Annotated in this window: 16 protein-coding genes; 5 read left to right on the forward strand and 11 right to left on the reverse strand. The window is 69.8% G+C overall.

The window, feature by feature from the left end; genetic code table 11:
• The first annotated feature begins 14 nt into the window (after positions 1 to 14).
• The 4 genes from ACJX2R_RS10325 (at position 15) to ACJX2R_RS10340 (ending at position 10,424) form a co-directional block, all read left to right on the forward strand.
• Positions 15 to 4,955 carry an amino acid adenylation domain-containing protein gene (locus ACJX2R_RS10325; protein WP_413099817.1) on the forward strand — a complete coding sequence of 1,647 codons (4,941 nt, stop codon included), beginning with the start codon at positions 15 to 17 and terminating at the stop codon, positions 4,953 to 4,955.
• Positions 4,956 to 5,125: 170 nt separating this feature from the next.
• Positions 5,126 to 8,323, forward strand: coding sequence for an amino acid adenylation domain-containing protein (locus tag ACJX2R_RS10330; RefSeq protein WP_413099818.1), 3,198 nt, complete (start codon positions 5,126 to 5,128; stop codon positions 8,321 to 8,323).
• Complete coding sequence (locus ACJX2R_RS10335) at positions 8,320 to 9,120, forward strand: alpha/beta fold hydrolase (RefSeq protein ID WP_413099819.1); 801 nt, start codon at positions 8,320 to 8,322, stop codon at positions 9,118 to 9,120. The genes ACJX2R_RS10330 and ACJX2R_RS10335 overlap by 4 nt, the downstream gene beginning before the upstream one ends.
• Positions 9,121 to 9,242: 122 nt before the next feature.
• On the forward strand, positions 9,243 to 10,424 hold the full coding sequence (locus ACJX2R_RS10340) for a GNAT family N-acetyltransferase (protein WP_413099820.1): 1,182 nt from the start codon (positions 9,243 to 9,245) through the stop codon (positions 10,422 to 10,424).
• 96 nt (positions 10,425 to 10,520) lie between these two features.
• Here the strand turns inward: ACJX2R_RS10340 and ACJX2R_RS10345 are convergent, their stop codons facing one another.
• The 11 genes from ACJX2R_RS10345 to ACJX2R_RS10395 form a co-directional block, all read right to left on the reverse strand.
• Positions 10,521 to 12,359, reverse strand: coding sequence for a BTAD domain-containing putative transcriptional regulator (locus ACJX2R_RS10345; protein WP_413099821.1), 1,839 nt, complete (start codon positions 12,357 to 12,359; stop codon positions 10,521 to 10,523).
• 211 nt (positions 12,360 to 12,570) lie between these two features.
• Positions 12,571 to 13,596 carry an isopenicillin N synthase family dioxygenase gene (locus ACJX2R_RS10350; RefSeq protein ID WP_413099822.1) on the reverse strand — a complete coding sequence of 342 codons (1,026 nt, stop codon included), beginning with the start codon at positions 13,594 to 13,596 and terminating at the stop codon, positions 12,571 to 12,573.
• A complete protein-coding gene (locus tag ACJX2R_RS10355) occupies positions 13,593 to 14,282 on the reverse strand; it encodes a 7-cyano-7-deazaguanine synthase (protein ID WP_413099823.1) in 690 nt (229 codons plus the stop codon). Before ACJX2R_RS10355 ends, ACJX2R_RS10350 begins: the two co-directional genes overlap by 4 nt.
• 1 nt (position 14,283) lies before the next feature.
• Positions 14,284 to 15,264, reverse strand: coding sequence for an aspartyl/asparaginyl beta-hydroxylase domain-containing protein (locus ACJX2R_RS10360; RefSeq protein ID WP_262703185.1), 981 nt, complete (start codon positions 15,262 to 15,264; stop codon positions 14,284 to 14,286).
• 83 nt (positions 15,265 to 15,347) lie between these two features.
• A complete protein-coding gene (gene folE, locus ACJX2R_RS10365) occupies positions 15,348 to 15,938 on the reverse strand; it encodes a GTP cyclohydrolase I (protein WP_020872973.1) in 591 nt (196 codons plus the stop codon).
• Between the two features lie 37 nt (positions 15,939 to 15,975).
• A complete protein-coding gene (locus ACJX2R_RS10370; RefSeq protein ID WP_262703183.1) occupies positions 15,976 to 16,338 on the reverse strand; it encodes a 6-pyruvoyl trahydropterin synthase family protein in 363 nt (120 codons plus the stop codon).
• A 37-nt stretch (positions 16,339 to 16,375) separates the two neighbouring features.
• Positions 16,376 to 17,089 (reverse strand): 7-carboxy-7-deazaguanine synthase QueE, encoded by a 714-nt coding sequence (locus tag ACJX2R_RS10375; RefSeq protein WP_262703182.1) that lies wholly within the window; start codon positions 17,087 to 17,089, stop codon positions 16,376 to 16,378.
• A gap of 13 nt (positions 17,090 to 17,102) precedes the next feature.
• The gene (locus ACJX2R_RS10380; protein WP_262703181.1) at positions 17,103 to 17,885 is read right to left on the reverse strand and encodes a class I SAM-dependent methyltransferase; all 783 of its coding nucleotides are present in this window, start codon (positions 17,883 to 17,885) and stop codon (positions 17,103 to 17,105) included.
• Positions 17,886 to 18,230: 345 nt separating this feature from the next.
• Positions 18,231 to 21,146, reverse strand: coding sequence for a BTAD domain-containing putative transcriptional regulator (locus ACJX2R_RS10385; protein WP_413099824.1), 2,916 nt, complete (start codon positions 21,144 to 21,146; stop codon positions 18,231 to 18,233).
• 565 nt (positions 21,147 to 21,711) lie between these two features.
• On the reverse strand, positions 21,712 to 22,962 hold the full coding sequence (locus ACJX2R_RS10390; RefSeq protein ID WP_413099825.1) for an amidohydrolase: 1,251 nt from the start codon (positions 22,960 to 22,962) through the stop codon (positions 21,712 to 21,714).
• Positions 22,963 to 23,103: 141 nt separating this feature from the next.
• Entirely contained in the window at positions 23,104 to 24,114 is a 1,011-nt protein-coding gene (locus ACJX2R_RS10395) for an Lrp/AsnC family transcriptional regulator (RefSeq protein ID WP_413099826.1), read from the reverse strand.
• 274 nt (positions 24,115 to 24,388) lie between these two features.
• On the opposite strand from ACJX2R_RS10395, the gene ACJX2R_RS10400 reads away from it, so the two are divergent.
• Entirely contained in the window at positions 24,389 to 25,939 is a 1,551-nt protein-coding gene (locus tag ACJX2R_RS10400) for an ABC transporter substrate-binding protein (RefSeq protein ID WP_413099827.1), read from the forward strand.
• Position 25,940: the final 1 nt, after the last annotated feature.

A 25,940-nucleotide genomic window follows, 5' to 3' on the forward strand; every position in this document is an offset into this window, starting at 1 on the left:
GAAGGGATCCGTTCATGGCGCCGACCACCCTGGTCGCACTGTGGGAGCGGCAGGCAGCCGCGACACCCGACGCGGTCGCCGTCGTCGCGGGAGCACACCGCGCCACGTACGCCGACGTGGACCGCCGGGCCACGGTACTCGCCGCCGAGCTACAGGCGCGCGGCATCGGGCCGGAGAACCTGGTCGGCGTCTGTCTCGGCCGTTCGGTCGAGATGGTCGTGGCCCTGCTCGGCATCCTGAAGTCGGGCGCCGCGTACCTTCCCCTCGACGCGAGCTATCCGGCCGACCGGCTGCGGCATATGACCACCGACTCGGGCGCCGGGCTGTGGCTGTGCGACGCGGACCACCGCGCGCGGGCCCTGGCGTCCGGCGCGGCCGACGTCCTGCTGGTCGAGGACCTCCCCGCGGAACCCGTCGCACCCGTGGCCCCGGTGGTACACCCGCACCACCTGGCCTACGTCATGTACACCTCCGGTTCGACCGGCCTGCCCAAGGGTGTGGCCGTCGACCACGCGGCGATCGCCTCGTTCCTGCGGAGTGTGGCCGAACGGCCCGGTCTCGGGGCGGACGACCGGGTCCTCGCGCTCACCCCGCTGTCGTTCGACATCTCGGCGCTGGAGCTGTTCCTGCCGCTGACCCGGGGAGCGACGGTGGTGATGGCCCCGCGCGCCGCCAACACCGACCCCGAGCTGCTGGCCGCCACCATCGCCGAGGCTGGTGTGAGCGTCGTCCAGGCGACCCCCACCACCTGGCGGATTCTGCTGGCGTCCGGCTGGACGGACGGGCACGGCCGGGTCCTGCTGTCGGGCGGTGAGCCACTTGATCCGCGGCTGGCCCGCGACCTGCTCGCCACCGGCGGCACCCTGTGGAACCTGTACGGGCCGACCGAGGCGACGGTGTGGGCCACCGCCGCCCGTATCGACGCCGTGGCCGACCGGGTCACGGTCGGTACGGCCCTGTCCAACACCCGGCTGTACGTCGTCGACGAGATCGGGCGGGAGGCCGGCCCGGGAGTCACCGGCGAGCTGTGGATCGGCGGCGCGGGCGTGGCGCGCGGCTACCTCAACCGGCCCGCGCTGACCGCCGACCGGTTCGTGCCCGATCCGTTCGGGGACGGCCACGGGCGCCTGTACCGGACCGGCGACCTCGCCCGGTGGTCCGCCGACGGCACCCTGGAGGTGCTGGGGCGCGACGACCACCAGGTCAAGGTGCGCGGCTTCCGCATCGAGCTCGGCGAGATCGAGGCCTGTGTGCGCAGCCACCCCCTGGTCACGGACGCGGTGGTGGTCGTCGACCGCGAGGCGCCCGGCGGCGACCAGCTGGTGGCGTACCTCGTGCCCGCGCCCGGCGCCAGGGACGTGTCCGGGGACCTGCCCCGTCAGGTCCGTGACCACCTCGCGCGGCGGCTGCCCGCCCACATGGTGGCCCAGGGCTACGCGGTGCTCGACACCCTGCCCCGCACCGCCGCGGGCAAGGCCGACCGCGGCGCCGTGCGGCGGATCCCGCACAGCCCGGTCCGGGCGAGCGGGCCGATGCCCGACGACGCCCCGCTGCCGCCGCACACCGCGGCGGTGCGCCGCGTATGGGCCGAGGTGCTCGGGCTCGGCGAGGTGTCCCCGTACGACGACTTCTTCGGCCTGGGCGGCCAGTCGCTCACCGCGGTACGGGCGGTGGCCCGGCTGCGTGCGGAGCTCGGCGTGGCGGTCGACTCCCAGTCGGTCTTCGCGCATCCGACACCCGCCGCGCTCGCCGCCGCCCTGGACGGGGTGGCGCCCTCGGACGACGAGCCGATCCCCACGGCCGGAACCGCCGAACTCTCCTTCGGCCAGGAGCGGATCTGGTTCTTCGAGCAGCTGAACGACGCGGTGCCCGCCTACCACCTGCCGGTCGCCCTGGGCCTGCCCGGCGGGCGCGTCGACCTGGCGCTGCTGGAGGAATGCCTGTCCGCGCTGGCGCACCGGCACCCGGCGCTGCGCACCGCCCTGGTCTGCTCCACCGTCGACGGCCGGGTCCGCCCCGAACCGCGCGAGGCGACCTCGGTGCCGCCGCGCCTCATCGAGGTCGCCGAGGAGGACCTGGACGCGCTGCTGACCGAGCGGATCCGCGCCCCCTTCGCCCTCGACCGCCCACCGCTGCTGCGCGCGGACGTGCTGCGCACCCCGAGCCGCGACATCGTGCTGCTGACAATCCACCACATCGCCTGCGACGGCGCGTCGATGGACCTGATGGTGCGGGAACTGGGCGAGTTCTACACGGAGCTCGCCGCCGGCCGCCGCCCCGCCCCGGCACCGCTGCCCGTGACGTACGCCGACTACGCGGCCTGGCAGCGCGACCGACTCACCGGGGCCGAGCTGGAGCGGCTGCTCGACCACTGGCGCGCCCGGCTGTCCGGCGTGCCCGTCCTGGAGCTGCCGACCAGCCGCCCCCGGCCGGCCGTCGCGAGCCACCGCGGCCGTCGCGAGCTGCTGCGCGTGCCCGAAGACTTGGCGCACCGGCTGCGCGCGCTGTGCCGGGCCGAGGGCGTCACCCTGTTCATGGGCCTGCTGGCCCCGTTGCAGGTGCTGCTCGGCCGGTACGCCGACGAGAGCGACGTCGCCGTCGGCACCCTGACGGGCGGCCGGCCGCGCCCCGAACTGGACGAAGTGGTCGGCTACTTCGTGAACACCGTCGTTCTGCGCACCGACCTGTCCGGCGACCCGACCTGGCGCGAGCTGCTGGGCCGCGTCCGCGAGGTCGCGCGGCAGGCGTACGCGCACCAGGAGCTGCCCTTCGAGAAGCTGGTGGCGCGGCTGAGCCCGGAGCGCGACTTGAGCCGCAACCCGCTCTTCCAGGTGCTGTTCGCCCTGCACGAGGAGCCGAGGGCCGGTCACCTGACCGAGCTGTACGACCGCAAGGAGCTGGAGGGACGGCTCGGCACCGCCCGCTTCGACCTCGCCCTCGATGTGACGGACCACGCCACCGGGGCCGGTGACCTCAGCGTCTCCATCGAGTACGCCACCGACCTGTTCGACGCCGACTTCGTCCGGGGCCTCGGCCGGCACTTCCTGCGGGTGATCGAGCAGATGGTGTCCGGCGCCACGGCCCGGCTGTCCGAGCTGGAGCTCGTCTCGGCCGATGAGCTGCGCGCCCTCGCCATCGGCGACCGGACCGAGCCACTGCCCGAGCCGACCACCCTGGTCCGCCTGTGGGACCGCCAGGTGCGGGCCACGCCGGACGCGCGCTGCGTCGTGGGCGACGGCCGGTCGCTGACGTTCACCGAGACCGACGCGCGGGCCTCCGCCCTGGCCCGGGAGCTGCGGGCCCAGGGCGTGCGCCCGGAAAGCCTGGTCGGCGTCTGCCTGGAACGCTCGGTGGAGCTGGTGGTCGCCCTGCTGGGCGTGGTGAAAGCGGGCGGCGCCTACGTCCCGCTCGACCCCGGCTACCCGCCGGACCGGCTGCGGTACCTGCTGGCCGACTCGGGCGTACGCCTGGTCGTCGCGGACCCGGGACACCCCGCCTCGGCCCTGTTCGGCGACGGTGTGCGGCTGGTGGCGGTGGACCAGGAACCCGGGGCGGCCCCCGGGCCGGTCGAGGAGGCACAACCCCATCACCTCGCCTATGTGATCTACACGTCCGGCTCGACCGGCAACCCCAAGGGCGTCGCGATCACCCACGCCAACATCACCGGGTTCCTGGAGTGGAACCAGCGGCTGTGCCGGCTCACCGGGCGGGACCGGGCCCTGCTCAACCACTCGGTGGCGTTCGACAACTCGGTCTGGGAGATCTTCCAGTGCCTGGTGTCCGGCGCCGAACTGCACCTGGCGAGCCCCACCGCCGCCTACGACCCCGAGGAGTTCCTGCGGGAGGTCGCCGAGCGCGGTATCACCACGCTCAACGCGACGCCCTCGCAGATGCGGATCCTGCTGGAGTCCGGTACGGATCCCGCTCCCCGGCTCGCCTCCGTGCGCCTGGTGTTCACCGGCGCCGAGGCCGTGCCGCACGATGTGGCCCGCCGCATCCTGTCCGCCACCGCGCCGGGATGCCAGGTCTTCAACGAGTACGGGCCCACCGAAGCGACCGTCACCTCGGCGTTCTGCCCGATCACCGAGGAGCTGCTCGACCGGCACGGCCATCGCCCGAGCGTCCCGTTCGGCCGCGCGACCGACAACGCGCGCCTCTATGTGCTGGATCCGCGGCTGCGCCCGGTGGCCCCGGGCTGCCGCGGCGAGCTGTACGTCGGCGGCAGCGCGGTCGGCCGCGGCTATCTCGGCAGGCCGGCCCGCACGGCGGGGGCGTATCTGCCCGATCCGTACGCCGCGGAACCCGGCGCCCGTATGTACGCCACGGGCGACGTGGTCCGGCTGCTGCCGGACGGAAACCTGGTCTTCCTCGGCCGCAACGACCACCAGGTCAAGGTGCGCGGTTTCCGCATCGAGCTCGGCGAGATCGAGTCCGCGCTCCAGGCCCACCCCGCCTGCGCCGACTGCGTGGTGGCCGTGCGCCGCACCAGCACCGGTGCGGACCAGCTGGCGGCCTATCTGATCCCCGAGCGGCCCGACCGGCCCGCCCCGGACCCGGCGGAACTGCGCGCCCACCTGGCTGAGCGGCTGCCGCCGTACATGCTGCCGCAGAGCTACACCGTGATCGACGAGATCCCACTCACCCCGAACGGCAAGGTCGACCGGGACGCCCTGCCCGACCCACGTCCGGTGTCCGCCGCGGCCCCCGTCACCCGCCGGGCCGTCACCAAGCAGCAGCTCCTCGTCGCCGACGTATGGCGGGAGTGCCTGGGCGTCGAGGAGGACTTCGGGCCACAGGACGACTTCTTCGACGTCGGCGGCACCTCGTTGACCATCACCACGGTCGCGGGCCGGCTCAGCGAGCGGCTCGGGCGCCGGGTCTCGCCGGTCCTGGTCTTCAGGAACCCCACCGTCGAGGGCCTTGCCGAGGCGCTCGGGGAGGACACCCAGCGATGAGCGGACGGCTCCGGCCGGCGGCACCCCGCGGACCCGGCATCCACGACCCGTATCGAACTGCTAGATCACGAGAGACCAGCGAGGGACGTGCCAAGATGATCCCCGGTGAAGAGGAAATGGGAAAGAGAGTGGTTTCCAGGAGTCCCGCGTCCGTTCCCGGCTATGACCGTGTGCGACATGGTATCCACAACCTTCAGCGTGCTGAGGTCATCGCCGATCCGCGAGTGTACTGGAACGCGATTGCGGAGCTCCCGCCGATCTTCTACGAAGAAGTAGGAGGCGTCTGGGTCTGCTCCGGCTATTCCGAGGCGGCCGAGATCCTCACCAATGGCCGAGCCTTCTCCTCTGCCCGTCATCACGCCCCTGGAGAGCTACAGCAGCGTGGTATGGAACATTTCCTGCCGACCGCGGAAATGCTTTCGGCGCAGTTCCTGTTCAGCGATCCGCCCGAGCACACCAGAATCCGGGACGCGCTGCGCGGGCAGTTCACCCGGGCGAGCGTGCGGCGGCACGATCCGGCGATGCGGGAGATGGTCGCCGAGTTGCTGCGCTCGCTGCCCGACCACGGGACCGTCGACGTCGTAGCGGACTTCGCTGAGCAGTTGCCGACGCGCCTGATGACGTATCTGCTGGGCATGGACGGCCGGGCCGAGGAGCTGACCCGGTGGGCGGATGCCTATGAGCGGCTGCTGAGCAGCATGTCCACCTTCCCCAGCCGGACGGACATCGAGATCGTTTCGGTTATCGACGAGGCACTGGCCGGGCTCCGCCAGATGACGGCAGAACGTCTGGCCACGCCCGGTGACGACCTCCTCTCCACGCTCGCGACCGCCCTGCGGGGCGACTTCGGCCCTCGCTCGGTTTCCTCTGGAAGTCCGCCCCAGGAACTGCTCCAGTTGGTCGCGACCAACGCCATGGTTCTCATCGCCGGCGGCTACCAGACCCTCACTCACCTGGTATCCACCGGGCTGCTGCTGCTCACCGAGCGACCTGAACAGCTCGAGCGGCTGCGCGCCGAGCCGTCCCTCATCGACTCCGCGGTGGACGAGGTGATGCGCATCGACGGATCGAGTCAGTACGTGGGACGCCATGTGGTGCGCGATGTCGAGGTCGGCGGAGTGCCCCTCAAGGCCGGGGCGAGTGTCATCGTGCTTCTCGGCGCCGCCAACCTCGACCCGCGGAAGTTCAGGGACCCGCTCGTCTTCGACATAGGCCGCCGTGAGGGGCGCCACCTGGGCTTCGGAGCGGGAGCGCACTACTGCCTCGGCGCGCCCTTCGCGGAACGGCTGGCCGGATTGGCGATTCAGGGCTTCATCGAGAAATACCAGGAGTTCGCACCGTCCGGCGGGCCGGCGGGTGCCGTCCAGTGGGGTCGGCACGGCAACACGCGGTCCCGGGCCCACGCCGGGATGACCGTTCAGCGCGGCGCCGGGGAGGACGCGCCCGGTATCGAGCCACCGGACAGGGCGCAGGATGTCCTCCCGGAGCCCCTCCCGGAGCCGAAGACGGTCACCGAACTCGAGCGGCACCAGCTGGTCACGGAGTGGAACGAAACCGGCGCCCCGGCCGGCACCTCCGCCTTGGCCTGCTGGCATGTGCTGTTCGAGGAGCGAGCCCTTCTGACACCGGACGCCATAGCGGTCGAGGACCAAGGCGTGCCCTACTCGTACGCCAGGATCGACGCGCTCGCGAACGGCAACGCACACCGCCTGCGCGCGCTCGGCGTCGAACCCGAGTCTGTCGTCGCCATCACCATGCGACGGTCCGTGGACCTCGTCGTGGCGCTACTGGCCGTTGCCAAGGCGGGCGGCGCCTTCCTGCTGGCGGACGCCGCGTGCCCCGCCGAACGCCTGAAGACGATGCTCGACCAGGCGCATGTGCGGGTGGTCCTCACCGATGACAGGACCGTCGACCGGGTCGAAGGGCTCGATGTCTCCGCGGCCGTCACCCTGTTGGACACGGCCACTGCGGCGGCCGAACCGCCCATCACGGGTGTCCTGCCGGGCAACACCGCGTACGTCGTGTTCACCAGCGGCACCACGGGCCAGCCGAAAGCCATCGTCAACAGCCATGAGTCGCTGGCGAACCTGCACATTGCCCAGCGACGTGTGTTCCGGGTGCGTCCCCAGGACCGGGTGCTGCAATTCCTCTCCCTGAACTTCGACGGCTGCATATCCGAAATCGTGCTGGCGCTGCTGTGCGGAGCGACCCTCGTTCTGGCGAGCACTGAGGCGCTGATGCCGGGCCCGTCCCTGGCGCGCCTGTTGCGCGAACGGCGGGTGACCATCGCGATCATGACCCCATCGGTATGGGCCGTGATTCCCTCTCCGGACCTGCCCGACCTGCGGATCGCCGCGTTCGCCGGCGAGCGGTTGCGCGGCGATCTGGTGCGCCGGTGGCGGGTGCGGGGACGCCGGTTGCTCAACCTGTACGGGCCCGCGGAGGCCGCGATCTGGTCCACGTGGCACGAGTGCTCGGAGGACGACGACGCCCCGCCGATCGGGCGGCCGGTCCATGGAAAACGCGTCTATGTGCTCGACGACGACCGGCGGCTGCTGCCCGTAGGCTGCCCGGGCGAGCTGTATATCGGAGGGGTGGGCGTCGGTAGATACCTCGGCCGTCCGGACCGTATGGCCGACTCGTTCGTGCCGGACGCGTTCACCGACGAGCCGGGACGGCTGCTGTACCGGACCGGTGATCTGTGCGTGTGGCGCGCGGACGGGGTTCTGGAGTACGTGGGCCGTCGCGACCGGCAGGTCAAGATCCGAGGGCAGCGGGTGGAGCTGGACGAAGTGGAGCGCGTCCTGGAGGGGGCGCCAGGGGTGAGCGCGTGCCTCGTCGCGGAACGCGACGGTCGGCTGACGGCCCTCGTCGTGCCCTCGTCGCCCGGTTCCTGGCGCGAGGCCGAGGTACGTACGTACCTCGCGGCGCACCTGCACACCGGGATGGTCCCCGCGACGTTCACCCTCGCCGACCGGCTGCCGATCACTCGCAATGGCAAGGCGGGGCACGAGGGGCCGGAGCCGGTTCCCGCCCAGGCGATCGAACCGGGCGGCGACGGGCCGGCCGCGGCGTCCCCCCGCGCGGTCTCCCGGCCCGCCGAAGTCCGCACCCAGGGCGCCGACGACCCGTCGTACGTCACCTGGGAGCTGGCCCGGCTCTTCTCGTCCTGCCTGGGCTTGCCGCAGGCGGCCGTCAAGTTGGACACCGACTTCTTCTCGGCGGGTGGCGACTCGCTGGCCATCGCCGAGTTCATGGTGACCGCCGAAGAGCGGTTCGACGTGGAGATCCGAGTGGAGGAACTGCTCACAGACCCCACGCTGGCCGGTCTGGTGCGGTTGGTGGGGCAGCGGGAGGAAGCGCGGTGAGCGGGTTGTCGACCACGGAACCGAGTGGGCCGCGGGTCAGGCCCGCCGTCAGCAAGGTTGGCGGCGCGGTCACCGCGACGGCTGGTCCGGTGGTGTTCGTGCATGGCTCCATGGACCACAGCATCAGCTTCCGGCGGGTCGTGGACCACCTCCCTGGGCGTCCGGTCGTCGCCTACGACCGGCGCGGGTGGGGCCGTTCACGGTCGATGGGCGGTCCGAACGTGTCCATGGCGACGCATGTGGACGACCTCTGTGCGGTCCTGGCGGAGCTGGACTCGCCGCCCGTGGTGGTGGGCCACAGCTTCGGCGCGCTGGTGGCGTTGGCCGCCGCCGCCCGCAGGCCGGAGTCGACCGCGGGCGTCGTCGCGTTCGAACCTCCGGTGCGGTGGCTGCCGTGGTGGCCTGCCTCCGACCCTTGGGAGGAAATGGTCAGCCGCAGCTCGGCCGACGGGGGACCCGAGCAGGCGGCTCGCGCGATGCTCACCGAAATCCTCGGCCGGGCAGGGCGCTTGGTGCTCGCTCGTGCGGAGCCGGCGGATCTCGCCGCCGACGGAGCCTCGCTGTTGGCCGAGATGGCGGATCCGACCGTCGATGTGCCGTTCTTCGACCCGCTGGACTTCCACACGCCCACCGTTGTCGCCGCCGGCTCCCTGTCCGTCCCCCATCACCGTGAGGTCGCTCGACGACTCGCCGACCTGCTGCCGCGCGGGCGGTTCGTGGAGATCCAGGACGCACGACATGCCGCCCACACCAGTCATCCCCAGGAGTTCGCCCGCCTGATCGACGAGCTCGAATGATGCTCCCCACAGTACGGAATGCCGTCTCGCGCTGTAAGTCGGCTTGAACCGCACTTGAGACGCCCCTCCTATCATCCCCATTCAGTGACGCCCTCGGCCTGAGGCCGACTCAGGAGATTTCTATGTCTGTCTCTGTCCATGACTCCTTCGCGGAGCTGCCTGCCGCTGACTGGGACACGCTCACGGTCGGCGCCAACATATATTCCACCAGCGGATTCGCGGGAGTGCGCGAGGAGGCGCTACCACCCGAAGCGCACGCCCGCTACCTGCTGGCACGCGACAGCGGCGGCACCCCGGTCGCGGGCCTGGAGGTGTACTCCTTCAGCACCGCACCGCACGATCTCTACACCCCCGGGGAATTGCTGGGCGAAGTGATCAGTGCTGAGCGAACGGCCCACCTGAACACGAGGCCGATATCCATCGCGGCGGGCTGGTCGGAGTTTCGCGGACAGGTGCCCGGCCACGTGAACGCCTCGGCAGAGCAGCGGGAGTCGGCTCTCAGCCGGCTCGGTGCGGAGGCGTTGCGGCTGGCCGAGCAAGCGGGCTCGAGCGTGCTGGCCTACTGCTACCTACCGCTGGAGACCGCACGCGAGTTGGCGAAGGCTCACGCCTCGGACGGAGCGGTACTGCTCCTGCACAACGTCGAGACCGCCATGCCGATCGGCCTGTGGGCGGACTTCGACGACTACGCTGCCTGGCTGCCCCCCGGCCGCCGGCAGCGCGTCCGCCGCGAGCTGCGCAGATTCCGGGAGAGTGGGCGCGTCGTGACCGAACTGCCGCTGCCCGAGGTGGTCAAGGAGATCGCGCCGCTGAACAGCGCGCTCATGCGGAAGTACGGGCACACCGCATACGACGAGGAGCGCGCGGTGGCCACCTTCGACCGGCAGAGCCGTTTCCTCGGCGATGAAAGCTCGGTACTGCTCTGCAAGGAGAACGGCAAGGCTGTCGGTTTCCTGCTGCGCTACCGGCAGCACGACACGCTGTACGCCCGAGCCGCCGGGTTCGACTACTCGGTTCCCAACGCCGACGACTACTACAACTTGATGTTCTACCACCAGATTGCCGCCGGTGTGGGCCGCAGCGTCTCCAACATCCACCTGGGCATCAACACCTATGAGGCCAAGATGCGCCGAGGAGCCCAGCCCACCCCGCTCTACAGCGTGTTCGTCGGCGTGGACCGGCCGTTGGAGGCGCGGGACAGTGCTGTGCGCGAGTACAACCGGACACATGCGATGGATTTCTTGACCAAGTATGACAAATACGTGGTGGGTGGCATCAACACCGACGACTGGCTGCTGGACTGACCTCGTGCGGGGCACGGACCGGGAACCGGCCTCGTCGCACCACGCGCCGGAGACGCGCGGCACGACGGGCGGGATCGTCCTGGAGCGTGACCGTCATCAGGCGGAGCACATGACCGGCGCGCCGCTGCTGCTCTGCCGTGTCGCGAGAGGGCGCACCCCAGGCTCCCACTCGTAGGAGAACCGGCCGTTCACACACGGGTGCCGCGCGCGCAGCAGATAGCTCTCGGACAGTTCCTCCAGCAGATCCTCGGCCCGTTGGTCGCTGATCCCCAGGGCCACGGCGGCAAGCGCCGGCGTGAGCCGATCGGGGACGCCGGGAGACAACAGCGCGTACGCCAGGGACCGCGACTCGGCGGGCAGCGTCGCGAGCGTCCGGTCGAATCCGGCCCGCACGCCCAGCGGATCGCTGTCGGCGCCCCCGGACGCGAGGGCCCAGGCGATGGCCTGCCGGGCCGTCCAGTGCGGGCGGCGGCGCAGCTGCGAAGCGACCGCGAAGAGCGCGCCCGGCAGCCCCCGGCACAGCCCGGCCAGCCGTCGCAGCCCCTCCGGGTCCATGGTGGTCCGGTGGCTCGGCACGGAGGATGCCAGCAGGCGCAGACCGTCGTCGAAGGGCAGTCCCGCCAGTTCGACGTGGACCGCGGACGATGACACGAACAGCCGCCGCCGGCTGCCGATCACCACACCGCAGCCGCTGCCGGACGGCAGCAGCGGCGTCAAGTCCCCCGCGTCGCACACGTCGTCGAGTACCACCAGGACGCGCAGGTCGGCGGTCCAGCTACGGAACAGCAGGCTCAGGTCGGTCGTACCCAGCCGCAACTGCTCCTCCGTCGCGCCGAGTCCGCGCAGGAACGAGCGGAGGATCTCGGCGGGCCGCACCAGCCGGCCGGCGCCGTCGCGGAGCCGCGCGTAGAGCCGTCCGTCCGGGTAGTGACCGCTCACCTGATGCGCGGCGTGCAGGCACAGCTCGCTCTTCCCCGTGCCGGGGGCGCCCCCCACGATCACGAGCGGCCGGTCCACCCGGGTCCGGCCGGCCAGCGCCTCGGTGATGCACGCCAGTTGGCCGGCGCGTCCGGTCAGCCGCTCGCGCGGGGCGGGCAGATGGCGGGGCGTCCGGGTGGCGCCGGTCACGGCCGTGAGCCGCCCGGCGGGACGCAGCAGCTCCTCGTCCGAGGTGAGCACGGCCGTGTGCAGGGCCTGGAGTTCGGGGGAAGGGTCGAGACCCAGCTCGGTGGCGATCCGTTCGCGGGCCCGCTGGTAGACCTGGAGCGCCTCCACCCGCCGGTCCATGCGGTAGAGAGCCGTCATCAGATTGCGCTGGGCCCACTCGTTCGTGGGTTCCCGCTTGGCCATCGAGGTGAGTTCGCCGAGCACCTCGTGGTGCCGGCCGAGGTGCAGGTCGGCTTCGATCCGCAGGTGGTGTGCGCTGGTGCGCAACTCCTTCAGGCGGACGGCCTCGGCCTGGAGCGCGGGCCCCTTGCGCACGTCCACCAGGGCGTCGTCCCGCCACAGCTGAAGCGCCGCGGCGGCCGTGTCACGGGCCCGCGCGAAGTCCTCGTCACGGAACTCCGCACGGGCACGGGCGAGCAGCGGCTCGCACCGGAAGACGTCCACGTGGTCGGCGGGCAGCGACAGCTGGTAGCCGCCGTCGACCGTGCCCAGCAGCGGGCCGGCCGCCCGTACCGCGCCGCCGCTCCTCGGGTTGCCGAGGGAGAACCGCTTCCTGAGCTGGTACACATACGTTTGCAGAGCGGTGTGCGCGCTGGCCGGCGGGTCGTCGTCCCACAGCTCGTCCATGAGTTGCTCGAAGCGCACCACCCGGCCCGCGTTCAGCACGAGCATCGCCAGCGTCTGACGTACTTTCTGGGCGGCCGGCGCCAGATCGACGCGGTGATCGTCCCCGTAGGCCTGGAGCGGCCCGAGAAGGTTGATTCTCATGAAATTCGCCCTGCCTCATGTTCGTTCGGTCCCCGTCAGAGGGGTTCGGTGCCGGATCGCGGCCGGCCGGCCCGGCGTCACCCCGGCCGGTGACGCCGTCCGCCCGGGCCCCTCCGGGTGAGTGGCCCGGCGAACGAAAGTCGAACTTCATCACTCCGACGCGGCTGAATCGGCCGGCCCGCCCGGTGACCTGCTCGGATGTGCCTTCCGGTCAGGCACTCGTGGACTTGGCCGCCGTGGCCAGGGCCGGGTGGTGCCGGGCCACGATGTCGGGGAAGGAGCGGATCAGCCCCTTCATGACGTTGTCGCCGTACAGTGCGAACAGCGGGTTGTCGGCGACGTCGATGACTCCGCCGGCGCCCTCGACATACGGGCTGGGCAGTGGCTGCATCGTGGCGTCCAGCCGAGGGTTGTAGAAGAAGGGAATGGAGTAGCGGTTGACGCCCGGGGCGGGCCGGACCACCCGGTGGAGGGTGGCACGCACATAGCCCCTCGTCGCCACCTCCAGCAGCTCTCCCAGGTTGACCACGAACGCCCCCGGGATCACCGGCACATCGACGAACGTGTCCTCCTCGACCGCGACCTGGAGGCCGCCGTTGTCGTCCTGGACGAGCAGGGTGAGCAGCCCGAGGTCGTTGTGGATGCCGGTCCCCTGGCCGGAGCCGTCGTCCTCGCTCGGCCGCGTGGGACCGGGGTAGTGCAGAAGCTTGAGGTGGATCTGCGGATCCGGATCGACCACATCGTCCAGGAACCCGGCGGGGGCGTCCAGCGACTCGAGCATCAGCCGTAGCAGCCGATGTGACAGATCGGTCAGCCGGGCGATCCATGACTCGATGGCCGGGCGCAGCTCGGGCATCGCCTCGGGCCACTCGTTCGGGCCGATCAGACACCGGTAGGCGGGATCGTCGGGCGCGGACGTCGTCGCGGGCTGCTCCGGGCCGATGTCCAGCTGCTGGCGCTGGTCGGGGATGCCCTTGGTGTGTTCGCGGCCGAGTTCGGAGTAGCCGCGGAACAGCGGTGAGTCGAGGATGTTCAGGGCGAGCCGATCGGGCTCGGGCAGGGCGAAGAACCGGCGGGCCAGCTCGAGCATGTCCTCGGCGTCATCGACACCGTGGCCGACGAGCTGGAAGAAGCCGACCTCGTGAATGGCCTTGCGCAACCGGTTCAGGAACTCTGCCCGGGTCTCTTCCGAACCGGCGGCGTCACGGAGGTCGAGTACCGGAAAGGGGTCGGTCATGGCAGCACCTTCGCATCGCTGGTCTGGTAGGTCGTCGGGTCGGTCACGCCCGCGTCTTGGAACGCTTCCTGCCGGTCCCAGCAGGAAGCGCACCGTCCGCAGTGCGCCGCGCCGCCCCGCATGCAGGTCCAGGTCTCGGTCCAGGGGACGCCGAGCTCCTCGCCGAGCGACACCACACCGCTCTTGCGCAGCTCGGCCAGCGGCGCCGTCAAGGTCAGCTCGGGGTGCGCGTATCCGCGGGTCGCGATCTTCTCCATGGCGAGGAAGGAGTCGAGAAACGCGGTATTGGCGTCGGGTGCGGCCTGTGGGTCGTCGATCACCCCGATGGCCACCGCCTCCGCCTTCTCGGCGACGGCGACCGCGAAGGCGACGGACAGCAGCAGGGCGTTGCGGTTGGGCACGACGTTCGGGCTCTCGCCGGGCGAATCCCTCTTCTGATCCGGCACGTCGACGTCCGGGTCGGTGAGCGAGGAGCCGTGCATGAGCTTGCCGACCGGGCTGAGATCGACGACGTCGTGCGGCGCCCCGAGCGTTCGAGCCGCCTTCGCGGCGAACTCGTGCTCGATGAGGTGGCGCTGCCCGTAGTTCACGGACAGCAGTCGGAGTGTGTGTCCCTGTGCGTGGAGGTGATAGGCCATGGTGACCGAGTCCAGGCCACCGGAGACGATTGCGACGGTTTTGGGCATATCAGGCCGCCAGCGTGGCCGGGGCGACCAGCCGGGTGGCTCGCCGGCCCCTGCGGTAGGTCAGCTCGACCTCGGGCCGCGGGCCGTCCAGCCGCATGGTCACGGTTCGCTCCTCGCTCCACCCGACCAAGCGGTACTCGTGTCCTCCGAGGGCCACCAGCGGGAACAGGTGGTCCCGGGGAGACCGGATGGCGAGTTCCGTGCCGGTGTCGACGACATGGAAGGTGGCCTGCGGCTGCGGGCCGGTGAGCGACCCGAACTCCTCCACCTCCAGCAGGTGCGCCGGCGCGTCGAACGAACACGGAGCCGCTTCCCGCTCGCTGTCGGCCAAGGCCACCGCCGACCGGTTGTAGAGCACGTCCGGGCCGTTGAAGTAGTCGGCCCAGTCAGCCGGGAAGAGCTGTGCGAGCTCCGGTGTGACGAGTACGTCCACGACGAGGTGCACCCGGTGCTCGGGGCCGAGGTTCTCGATCTGGTGCATGCGGCTGAAGTCACCGAACCAGAACTCGCCGGGCTGCCAGCGATAGGTCGCTCCGTCAAGCTCCAGCGTGGCCTTCTCATGGGTGATGACCGGGATGTGCAGCCGGGCCATTCCCCAGTCCGGGGCGAACTTGGGGTCGCAGTGGCGGTATCCGACGGTGTCGGGTCCGAGATCCATGAACCGGGCCGCGAAGAGGGGGCCGGGGATCGAACGCAGGATCTCCCGCACATACGGCATATGGTCCAGCCACTCGGTGTCGGCGAACTCCGCGCCACCGGGGCCACCCGGGTCGGTACGTGTCTTGTCGCCACCGGGGCTGCGCACCGCGAGGCAGCGCCAGTCCTCCTCGGCCTGCCTGACCACCGCCCCGTCCCGGTACACACGCTGCTGGTCCCACAGGTGGTCGCGCGCCGTCATGAGGTCGGCCACCAGCCGGTCGGCGTCCAGCGCGGGCAGCAGCCGAACCGCTTCCGCGGGCGTCAAAGAGTCATTGTCGTTCATCGTTGTCCTTTCATGACGAGAAAACCCACCGCTCCGGCGATGCTGGCGAGTCGGTCAGCGCCGATTTCGAATCGGATGGCTCGTCACGCCCTGAGCAGGTCGAACAGCTCGCCCCGGAGCCCGGCGTCCGTGCTGAACTCCCCGCGATACGCGGTCGATGTCATCTGCGCGGCAGCCTTGATGCCGCGCATCGACATGCAGAGGTGCTCGCCCTTCGCTATGACCGCGACGTCCGGGGTGCCGCTCAGGGTGCTGATCTCAAGCGCGATCTGGTCCACGAGGCGCTCCTGGACCTGTAGCTTGTGCGCGTACTGATGGGCGACCCGGGCGAACTTCGACAGCCCGAGCAGTTGCCCCGCCGGGCGGTAGGCGATCGTCACGGAGCAGTTGAACGGCAGCAGGTGGTGCTCGCACAGGGACCAGACCTGAATGTCCGAGACGACTACGAGCTGGCTCGTGCCGATGGACTCGAAAAGAGTGCCCAGCGAACCCGGGTCGTAGTTGATGAACTCTCGCCACCAGCGGGCGAACCGCGCGGGTGTGTCGCGCAGTCCGTCGCGATTCGGGTCCTCGCCGATCTCCTCCAGCAGTTGGCGGGCGATCCCGACCAGTGGGTCCTCGGTCGTCCTCGACGCCGACGAGTCACCATCGAGGTCCAATTCTGTCACCGACATGCGGTCACCTTTCGTCTGGGCTTCGGAGTCACTGACCTCACGGCCGGTACTCGGCCCAAGTCTTGGGAGTTTCCGAGACACGCACGGAGGTCAGCTCGGGAAACTCCATCGACCATGTCTTGTAGACCCAGGCTGCCATATTCTCAGCCGTCGGATTTTCGTCCATCACATCGTTCAGATGCCGGTGATCAAGATGGTTGTCCAGCCAGACCTTGAATACGGACAGCTCTCCGTAATCCCGAACGAAGCCCACGGGCGACAGATTCGCATCATCGGCCGAAAGCTCCAACTCGATCACATAGTTGTGCCCGTGCATTCGGGCACACTGGTGCTCAGGAGCAAGGCCGGTAAGCCGATGACTGGCCGAGAATTCAAATTTCTTCGTGATTCGAAATGTCATCGATCCGAGTTCCCTTCTCCTTTGCGTGTGCCGTTGCTCACACGCCGCGTTTTTCGTCCCACAACAAGGTGTGAAGTCTGGTCGTCAGGTTCCAGCCGCGCTCCACCACGGCGTCGGCCAACTCGCTCATATGTTTTGTGACATCGTCGGCGGTGCGCCCGATCGGCATGATCCATACCGAGGACAGATCGAAGGTGGAAACCAGCTGGGCGACTTCTTCGAGGTCGCCGGTGTTCTGGCAGACGAACTTGAACGTGCTTCCCGGCAGTGCCGAGAGGCTGGTGAGCGCGTCAGGGACGATCCTGCGCCGCAGGGGGTCGCCCGAGTGCGACAGCTTCGGTGAGACGTTGAACCTGACGCCGGCGGCGATGAGTTCGGGGTGCGCGGCGTGTGTCCCGTTGGTCTCGATCTCGATCTCTTTACCGCGTCCGGTCAGTTCCGCCACCAGAGGAATCAGTCGCTCTTGCTGACCCAGGGGCTCACCGCCGGAGATCACGATCAGCTCGGTGTCGAATGCGAGCAACTCCGCGACGACATCTCCGACCGGGCGGCGGTGCAGTTCCTTGCGCGGATCGTGGGCGACCCCGCTCTCACTGGCTCCGGTCCAGTCCCACGTGTACGGCGTATCGCACCACGAGCACGACAGGTTGCACCCGCCGAGTCGCAGGAACGCGCATCTGCGTCCCAGGGACCGGCCCTCGCCCTGGACGGTCGGACCGAAGATTTCGTTGACTACGAGATCCTGCTCCATGGCGCACCGTTTCCTATGAGTGGGACGGCTCGACGGCCGTCGGCTTCTGCGCCTGCACTATGAACCAATGCCGACTCAGCCGGACGCCCTGATCGGCGGTCGCCGCGGCGACATATCGATCGAATGCCTCCTTGTCCGCCGCCGAATCGTAGTTGTCGAGGATTGGCACTTGGTGCAGAAAAGTGTCCAGATCGCCCGGCGAGTGGTAGAACTCCTCGAACCGGAACGCTTGGTTTCTTGTCACGACGAAGCCCGCGTCGGACAGTTCTTGAGCGATCCCCTCCGACAAGGGCCTGCCGTTCCAGCTGTCGAAGTCCTGGCCGCGGCCGAACGTCTCCTTCAGCTCACGCGCGTCCTGCTCCCCGATTCCCATGTACACCACGGCCCCACCGGGGCGGAGCACCCGCTCGAACTCTCCGGCGATCAGCGGCCCGCGGCGGGAGGTGACCACATCTGCGTGCCCGTCGGGCAACCCGGTGTGGGCGGCATCGCACAGCTCGAACGTGACGTGTTCCAGGCCCGCCTCGGCTCGATACCGCGCGGCGCATTCCAGCATCGACGGCGACAGGTCTATCCCGGTCGCGGCGCCGTACGCGGGAGAGACGCGCAACAAGCTACGCCCGTCGGCGCAGCCGACATCCAGCAGTCGGGCCTGCGGCGTTCCCAGTGCGGTCACCAGTTCATCGAAGACGGCGTCCGGGCGGCCGTCGGGGAATACGTCGGTGCTCCGCGCATCGCTGAAGTAGCCGCCGAACCGCTCGGCCACCCGGGAGTAGAACTCCGCGTCCATCGTCATCGGCCGTGCACCTTCCCCTGAGTCTCGGTGGTCACTACGGTCCTTCGGACCACTCCTTGAGAGCCGTCCCCCGAAGGGGCTCCGAGGTCGGCAGGACCCAATCTCCGATGTCGTCCTATCGGCCCGGCATCACGGCGCATCCACGGCGGGACAGGGCCGGGATAGGGCGGTGATAGCGCGAGCATGCGGCCGCGATGGGTACCTGGTTCACGCTGGTCCCAAGAAGCAACGCCCGGACGAATCGCGAAGGGAAGGGAACCGAGATGGCCATCAAGAGGTCGCCGGCCGGCGAAAAGCCCGTCGGCAACACGCCGTGGACGTGACGGACCGGCATGCCGCCCGGTATCAGCCGACCGACGTCATCGGCCTGCCCAGGATGGCAACGATGTCAGCCCGCACGACGGCGGCTCCTCTGTGGTCCATGATCCGCTCCCGGATCCTGGCCGACTGCGAGTAGTACTGGACGGCCTGTTCCACGCGACGCAGATGGGCGTTGACCCGGCCGAGGTCGTGCAGCACATAGCCCTCTCCGACCAGGTCGCCGCTGGCTCTGACCATGGCGAGGACCTCGAGCAGGGTCCGTTCCGCCGCCTCGTACCGGTGCTGGTACATCAGCATCTGGCCCAGCCGCCGCAGGGTGAGGGCCTGGCCCCGGTCGAAGCCGGCCGACCGGCAGATCCCGAGGGCCTCGTCGAGATACGAACGGGTCCGCGCGAAGTCCGCTCGCCGCATCGTGATGTGCGCCATCTCGCCGAGCACATACGCCCGGCCGATGACGTCCCGCGCCCGCACGAAGTTGCGCTCGGCTCTCTCGTAGAGGGCCAGCGCCCGATCGTCGTCACCGTGGTGCCGCTCGACGCGCGCCAGGTCACGCAGGCACAGCGCCTGGCCACCCAGCTCCCCGATCCGCTCGAAGATCTCCAAAGCGGTGCTGAGGTAAGGACCCGCCGCCTCGTGCTCGCCCCGGTGCAGGTGCAGGGTCCCCAACGAGCCGAGAACCGCCGCCTGACCCCGTTCATTGCCGGTCTTCCGCACCGCGGTCAGCGCTATCTGATGGGTGCGCTCCCAGAGCTCGGGATAGCCACGGGCCTCGAAGAGCGTCACCAGAGTCGTGGCCAGCTCCCAGCACAACTCGTCCAGCCCATACCGGGCCGCCAACTCGACCGCGTTCAACAGGTTGGTCTGCTGGCTCTCCAGCCAGCCGAGCGGGTCGCGCAGGCACCGCCGGACATGGTCCTCCGGCGGATGCCACCGTTCGCCCCGGCCCGTCACGATGGTGTACGCACCGCCGTAGATCTCTCTGTGTGCCCTCTCCGCGAGCGCCATCCAGCCACCGACCATGCGCCGCACCGCTCCGGCGCGCTCCGCCTCGGGAATCTCCATGGGCAGCCGTTCGTGTGCGAACGTCCGTACGATCTGCGACAGTCCGCATCGGAACTCCCCGCCCTGGTCCATGGCGGTGATGTCGAGGAGCCGTCTGTCGATAAGCGGTTCCAGCAGATCAGCCGGGTGCGGCGTGCGGTCGTCGATCAGGGCGGCACCCAGCCAGCTTGGAATCTCCGTCCCCTCTGCCAGGCTGATCAGGCATAACAGGCGACGGTCGGCCGCCGCCAGGCCGTCGTAGCTGAGCGAGAGACTCGCCCGGATCGACAGCTCGCCGTACGCCAGCTCGTCCAACCGGCGGTGCTCGTTCTCGAGCCGGTGCCACATGGAGGTCAGTGACCAGTGCGGGCGCGCGGCCAGGCGGGCGCCGATGATACGCAGCGCGAGGGGCAGCCCGCCCACCAAGCCTGTGAGGGCCCGCGCCGCCTCCCGCTCGCTCTCCACACGCCGCTCTCCGATGATCCGCCCCAGGAGCCGGACGGCCGGTTCCGGGCTCAGCGGCTCCAAGTCGAACCGGCGGGTGCCCGGCAGCGCCGTGAGCTGGCCGCGGCTGGTGACCAGCACACCGCTGCTGCCGGTTCCGGGCAGCAGCGGCATCACCTGCGACTCGCTCACCGCGTGGTCCAGCAACACCAGGATCCGGCGATCGGCCAGCAGACTGCGGTACATCTCCGCGCGCTCGTCGAGCGCGTCGGGTATGGCCTGGCCCGGTACGCCCAGCGCTCGGAGGAACCGCCCCAACGCCTGGGCGGGGCCCACCGGTTCTCCGCCCGGCCCTCGGAGGTCGCAGTAGAGCTGTCCGTCCGGGAAGTACTCGGTCGCGAGTCGGTGCGCCACGTGCCTGGCCAAGGTGCTTTTGCCGACACCGGGTCCGCCGAGCACCAGGACCACGTTCAGCTGCCCCTTTTCCTGTCCCCCGGTCACGGCGTCGGAGACGGCTGAGACGATCACGTCGTCGGCCACGAGGTCGCCGATGTCGGCGGGAAGTTGCCTCGGGGTCACGACCGGGCTGGGATCGGCGCCACGCTCCCGCACCGCCTCGGGGACCGGCGTCGCCCCGAGAGAACGTGGTTCGGCCCGTTCGGCCGGTGCCAGGTCGGCGTCGTCGGTCAGGATCGCCTGCGCCAGGTCGCGTAGTTCCCTTCCCGGATCCAGGCCCAGTTCTTCGGTGAGCATCGCGCGGCCCTGGTGGTAGACGTCCAGCGCCTCCGCCTGCCGGCCCGAGCGGTACAACGCCATCATGAGGTGCCCCCGCAGCCGTTCGCGCAGCGGATGGCCTGCGACGAGCTGCTGAAGTTCGCCGACCAGACGCTCGTGACGGCCCAGCTCCAGCTCCAGCCGTATGCAGGTCTCCACCGCTTCCAGGCGGCTCTCGTCCAACTGCGCCGCCGTACCGGCCAGGACTTCGCTGGGCACACCGGCCAGGCACCGGCCCCGCCACAGACCTATCGCCGGGCGGAGCGCGTCCACCGCGGCCACCTTCAGACCGTCACGGGCCAGGGCATGCGCCTCAGTCACCAGGCGATGGAAGTCGCCGACGTCGGTCGCGCCCTCCGGCGCCCTCAGGACGTACCCGTGAGCGCGGGTCTCGATGGTGGCGTCGACTCCCCCGTCCGCCAGCGCCCTGCGGAGCCGGGAGACGCAGATCTGCACCTGGGTGCGCGCGGTCTTCGGCGGATCGTGGGCCCAGATGACATCCACCAGATAGGCGGTCTCCACCACCCGGTTCAGTGCGAGCACCAGAGCCCCGAGGACGATCTCCTGTCGCCCCGGTGCCACGTACACGGCCCCCAGCTCGCCGCTCACCTCAAGCGGCCCGAGCACCCGGAAGTGAACCGCCGTCACGCCGCTGCCGTTGTTGTCTGCCGAAGACGCCATGCACACCCTGTTTCTGTGGTACCCGCCAGGCCTGGTCCGGCTCGCCCAATCGGGCGGAACCCATGCCGACCTGGCCGCTCATCCGCAGCCGTTGGCCAACGCTACTGCTGCCACAGTCAGGTACATGTGCATCTGACACGAAAGGTTCCACGGATATCACTAGTCCGTTCGGCAGGCGACGCACCGTGCTTCTCCCGGCACTTCGGCGATGTGTCTCGACGGACAGCGGCGAGGTCAGGACATCCCCCACCGGGGACCATCGGTGCGAACCTGTGCGCGACAACGGCCCCACGAGGCCGGTACCGGCGCCCGTGATGACGGCCACGCGGCCGAATTTCCTGGTTCACGGGTCTCTCGTCTTTCAAGTGCGTGGGGGGGGTATACAACCGCTCGCGTCTCCGCTGCTTCCGAAGCCTAGGAAGAGCGGCACGGCGCAGACTTGAACCACAGCGACGTTCCGATAGAACATCAGCGCCACATGCGAGAGTCACGAGGGCGTTGTGGCCAGACACGCCGACGCATCGGGAGCGCCCACGGCGATCCCGATGTGTCGGCGGACGGCGGATCAACCGCGGATCAGCGATTCAAGGATCTCGATCGCGGTCGGAATCGATTCCTCCGCGATGTCGAAGTTCTCGCTGTGATGAGGCCCCGGGCTGCCCGCTCCGACCATCAGATAGGCGCCCTTGCCCCCGCGCCGCTGGACATGCCTGATGAGAAGGTTGGCGTCATCGCTTCCGGCGAACGCCCGGGTCCGGATGACCTCGGTGACACCGTCCTGCGCGGTGGCCACGTCGACGATGCGGTCGACCAGTTCGTCGTCCGGCGCGACGGTCGCGGATTGGCCCATCACCGCGACGTCCGCCCGGACCCCCTGGGCCAGGCTCGCCCCTTCCACAATCGATCGGACCCGGTCGACCAGCTCATCGACGACCTCGTCGTCGGTCGCGCGCGCCTCGCAGGTCATCACCGCGGAGGAGGGCACGATGTTCACCCCGTCGCCGGCGACGAGCGTGCCGACGTTGAGCCGCGTGTCCGCGGAGCTGAAGCGCGGGAGCCCCATGATGCCCAGCGCGGACATCGATGCCGCGAGCAGCGCGTTGCGGCCGGCCTCCGGCGTGCCGGCCGCATGAGCGGCCCTGCCCGCGAAGTCGACCTTCAGCTTGCGGGTCGCCATGCCACCGGTGAAGCTCCCCACGACCCCGCCAACGGCCATGTCTCCGGCCATATGCACCGCGAGCATGTTGTCGATCTCGTCGGCCACCCCGGCGTCGATCATCGTCTGCGCTCCCCTGACCCCCTCCTCGGCAGGCTGGAACAGGACCCGGAGCGTGCCCGCGAAGTCATGGTCCGACAGGCGGTGGAGCAGGCCGACACCGATGGTGGCGTGGGCGTCGTGGCCGCACGCGTGCATCGCGCCGTTCGTCGCGGCGAATCCGCCTGCCACCGGGAAATGAGCGGCATCGGCCGATTCGCGCATCGGAAGCGCGTCGATGTCGACGCGAAGCCCCCAGCGCGGCCCCGGGCGGGCGCCCACGACATCGACGACCAGCGCGGTGCCGTTCTCCCGGAAGTACCGGACCCGCTCTTCCGGGACACCCGACTGCACCGCGCGAGCCGCCCATTCGTCCAGGGTTTCCGGGGCCGGGAAGTTGACGACACCAGAGAGATCCTGAGCGGCCTTCCCCGTGCGGACGCGTATCTCCAGTCCCTCGAGGGCCTGCTCGATCCGAGCCGCCGTGCCGATCTCCAGGAACGCGGGTTCCGGGTTCCGGTGCAGTTCTCGGCGAAATGCTACGAGCTGCTCGGGATCCACGAGTGCCCTCTCTTTTCTCGGTGCGCGGGCGCCCGTCCGGGCCGCCTGGCTCCGAGGCTAGGAGAAGCGCCGCGAATCCGGTCCGCATACCGGTTCATCCGCACGGATCACCGGAATCCGGGCCTGGACACGCATGGTTTCTCAGTCCTCGAACACCGGGTGATGGCCGAGGGGGACCCAGCGACGGTGCCGGCTGTCCAAGTCGAGGACGTGCCCGGCCCGCTTCGCGATCCTCGGGACGATCCACCGGTCCTTGATCAGCACCTTGGGAAACACCCTGGTCAGCCGGTGCTCGATCTCGTCCAGCTCTTGCAGGTTGCGCAGCCAGAGGAACACCGCGAGGTTGGCGTCGCCGGTCACGGAGGCACACAGCCGCACATGGTTCAGCTGCCGGAGCGAGGCGACGACACGCTCCAGCTCCAAGGGTTCGACATCCAGCCACAGCGCCGCCGCGGCGGACCAGCCCATGAGGGCATGTGCGAAGTCCACCCGCCATCTGACCCAGCTCGCGGCGAGTACCGCGTCGATGTCCCGCGAGATCATGGAAAGGGACCGGCCGAGCTCCCGCTGCATGTCCGCGGCGGTGCGACGGGCGTCCGCCTCGAGCGCGGCGACGACCGCCCGGTGGGCGTCCCTGCGCTGCTTGGGCGGATCGGTCGGCCGGAGGTCGTGAACCGCCTTGACCTGCTCCTTGGAGAGCGTCTTCAACCGCCAGCTCGACCCTTCGAAGTAGATCTTTCGCAGATAGTGGGTGCGGGTGCCGAGGATGCCGGGGATCACGGCGATCCGCTCGTCGATGTACCGGTCCATGGAAAGCAGGCTGTCGGTCGAGATCATGATGTACAGGTCCCGCGGGCCGGAAGTGCAGTGCACGCTGGAGACGGGCCCCTGCCGGCCGAGTTCGGCGAGCACCTGTTCCCGTCGGCCGGGGGTGCAGCTGATCTCGACCAGGGCGGAGATCATCTGGTCGCGGAGGTGCGGGGCGTCGCCCTCGGAACAGCTCGTCCACACCTGCCGCCGGCCGGTGAGGGCCGTCCACCGGCGGGAAATCGTCGAGGGGTCAACCCGGAGGATCCTCCCGAGCTGAGCCCATGAGACCCGGGGATGGATCTGTAGTGCGTTGATGATCTGGAAGTCCAGCGCGTCGGCCATGCACAGCATCATGCGGTGAGGACGTCGATCCGGCCAGAAACGTGCGCGCTCCCGGCGCCGGCCGGGCTGATGCGGCTCCGCCGGACCTGGTATGCCGTGCTTTCGTGCAGGCGACCGCAACATGGCCGAAACCTACTGGTGGGTCGTGCGGAAATACCGTGCACCAGCGTCGCGCCTTTGCCGAATTTCTTGCGTGGTGCGTCCCGGTGGGTCAGCGACGGATGTGTGCGACTTAGGCTCCGGGCACCTTTTCGGCCGTTGCGTGGGAGGCGTCGTGTTTCGTCGGGGTGCTGTGCTGGCGGTGGTGGCCGCGTTGGGGTTGAGCGCCACCGGGTGCGGAGTGGATGAGGCCGCGCTGAGGGGGTCCACGGACACGATCAACATGTCGTTGAACACCGATCCGGCGACCTTCGATCCGGCGTTGGCCGCCGGCGGCGACGACTACACCGTGGCCCGGCTGCTGTACGACACGCTGGTGCGCAAGGACTCCGGCAACCGCCTGGTGGGTGGGATCGCGGCGACCTGGAAGGCGGCGGACGCCGCCCACTACACGTTCACCATCCGCAAGGGGCTGACCTGCTCCGACGGGAGCCCGATCACACCGTCCGCGGTGGCGCGGTCGCTGACCCGTTTCGCCTCGCCGGAGACCGGCTCCCCGGGCCGGACCCTGGCGCTGGGGTCGGCCACGGCGACGTTCACGGCCGACGACGGAGCGGGCACGGTGAAGGCCAGGCTGTCCGCTCCCTGGTCGGACTTCCTCACCGGGCTCAGTCTGCCGTCGGCCGGGATCGTGTGCCCGGCGGGATTGGACCATGCCAAGCAGTTGGCGACCGGCAAGGTCAAGGGGGCGTTCTCGGGCCCCTACACCTTGACCTCCGCCCGGCCGGCCGTGTCGTACGGGCTCACCCTGCGGCGCGGCTACCGGGCCTGGCCGAGGTTCGCCAAGCCGCTGCGCGGGGTTCCCGCCAAGCATCTGGACCTCACACCGATCACCGACTACTCGACGATCGCCACCAAGCTGGTGTCCTACGGCCTGGACGTGGGCGTGGTCGCCGACGAGAACGTGAACCGGTTCGACGGCGACTCCCGGTTCGCCACCTCCAGCGCGTCGAACACCACGACCTATCTGCTGTTCAACGAGCGTCCGGGGACCGTCTTCGCGAACCGGCCCGATCTGCGCACAGCGGTGGCGCGGGCCATCGACGCCGAGACCTTCAGCGACATCGTCAGCGGCAAGCGGGGCAGCGTGATCCGCTCGGTCGCGTCGGCCAAGGTGCCCTGTGTCAACACCGACCGGTCGTCGCTGGTCGCCGCCGACCGCGCCGCCGCCGCCAAGAAGCTGAAGGGGGTCCGTTTCCGCATCGTGGGCACGACCCTGCTCCGCGGCGGCAACGACTACATCGCCGAAGCGCTGCGCAAGGCCGGGGCGACGGTGAAGGTCGACTCCCTGGACAACGCCAACTGGTCCACCGTGACCTCCGCCGGCGGCAAGGACTGGGACATCAACGTCCAGGGCGACAACAACATGATGGGCACGCTCACCTCCTCCCTCCTGCGCGTCATGGGCCCGCCGACCGAGAAGGGCGGCCGCAACAAGACGGGGCTGGTCAACGACGAGGGATACGCGGCCGTCGACCGGGCCATGAGCAAGCTCGACCGCACCGCGCGGTGCGCCGCTCTCCACTCCGCGCAGAAGTCGTTCCTGAAGCGGGTCGACGCGATCCCGCTGTCGACCCTGCCGTCCACCACGGTCGTCGCCGAGGGATACAGCATCCGCACCTTCGACGACTATCTCGACCCCGCCACCCTCCGCATCGACAAGTAGC

The sequence above is a fragment of the Streptomyces sp. Inha503 genome (genome assembly GCF_047215865.1).
In the GTDB taxonomy this organism is placed as follows: domain Bacteria; phylum Actinomycetota; class Actinomycetes; order Streptomycetales; family Streptomycetaceae; genus Streptomyces; species Streptomyces lycopersici.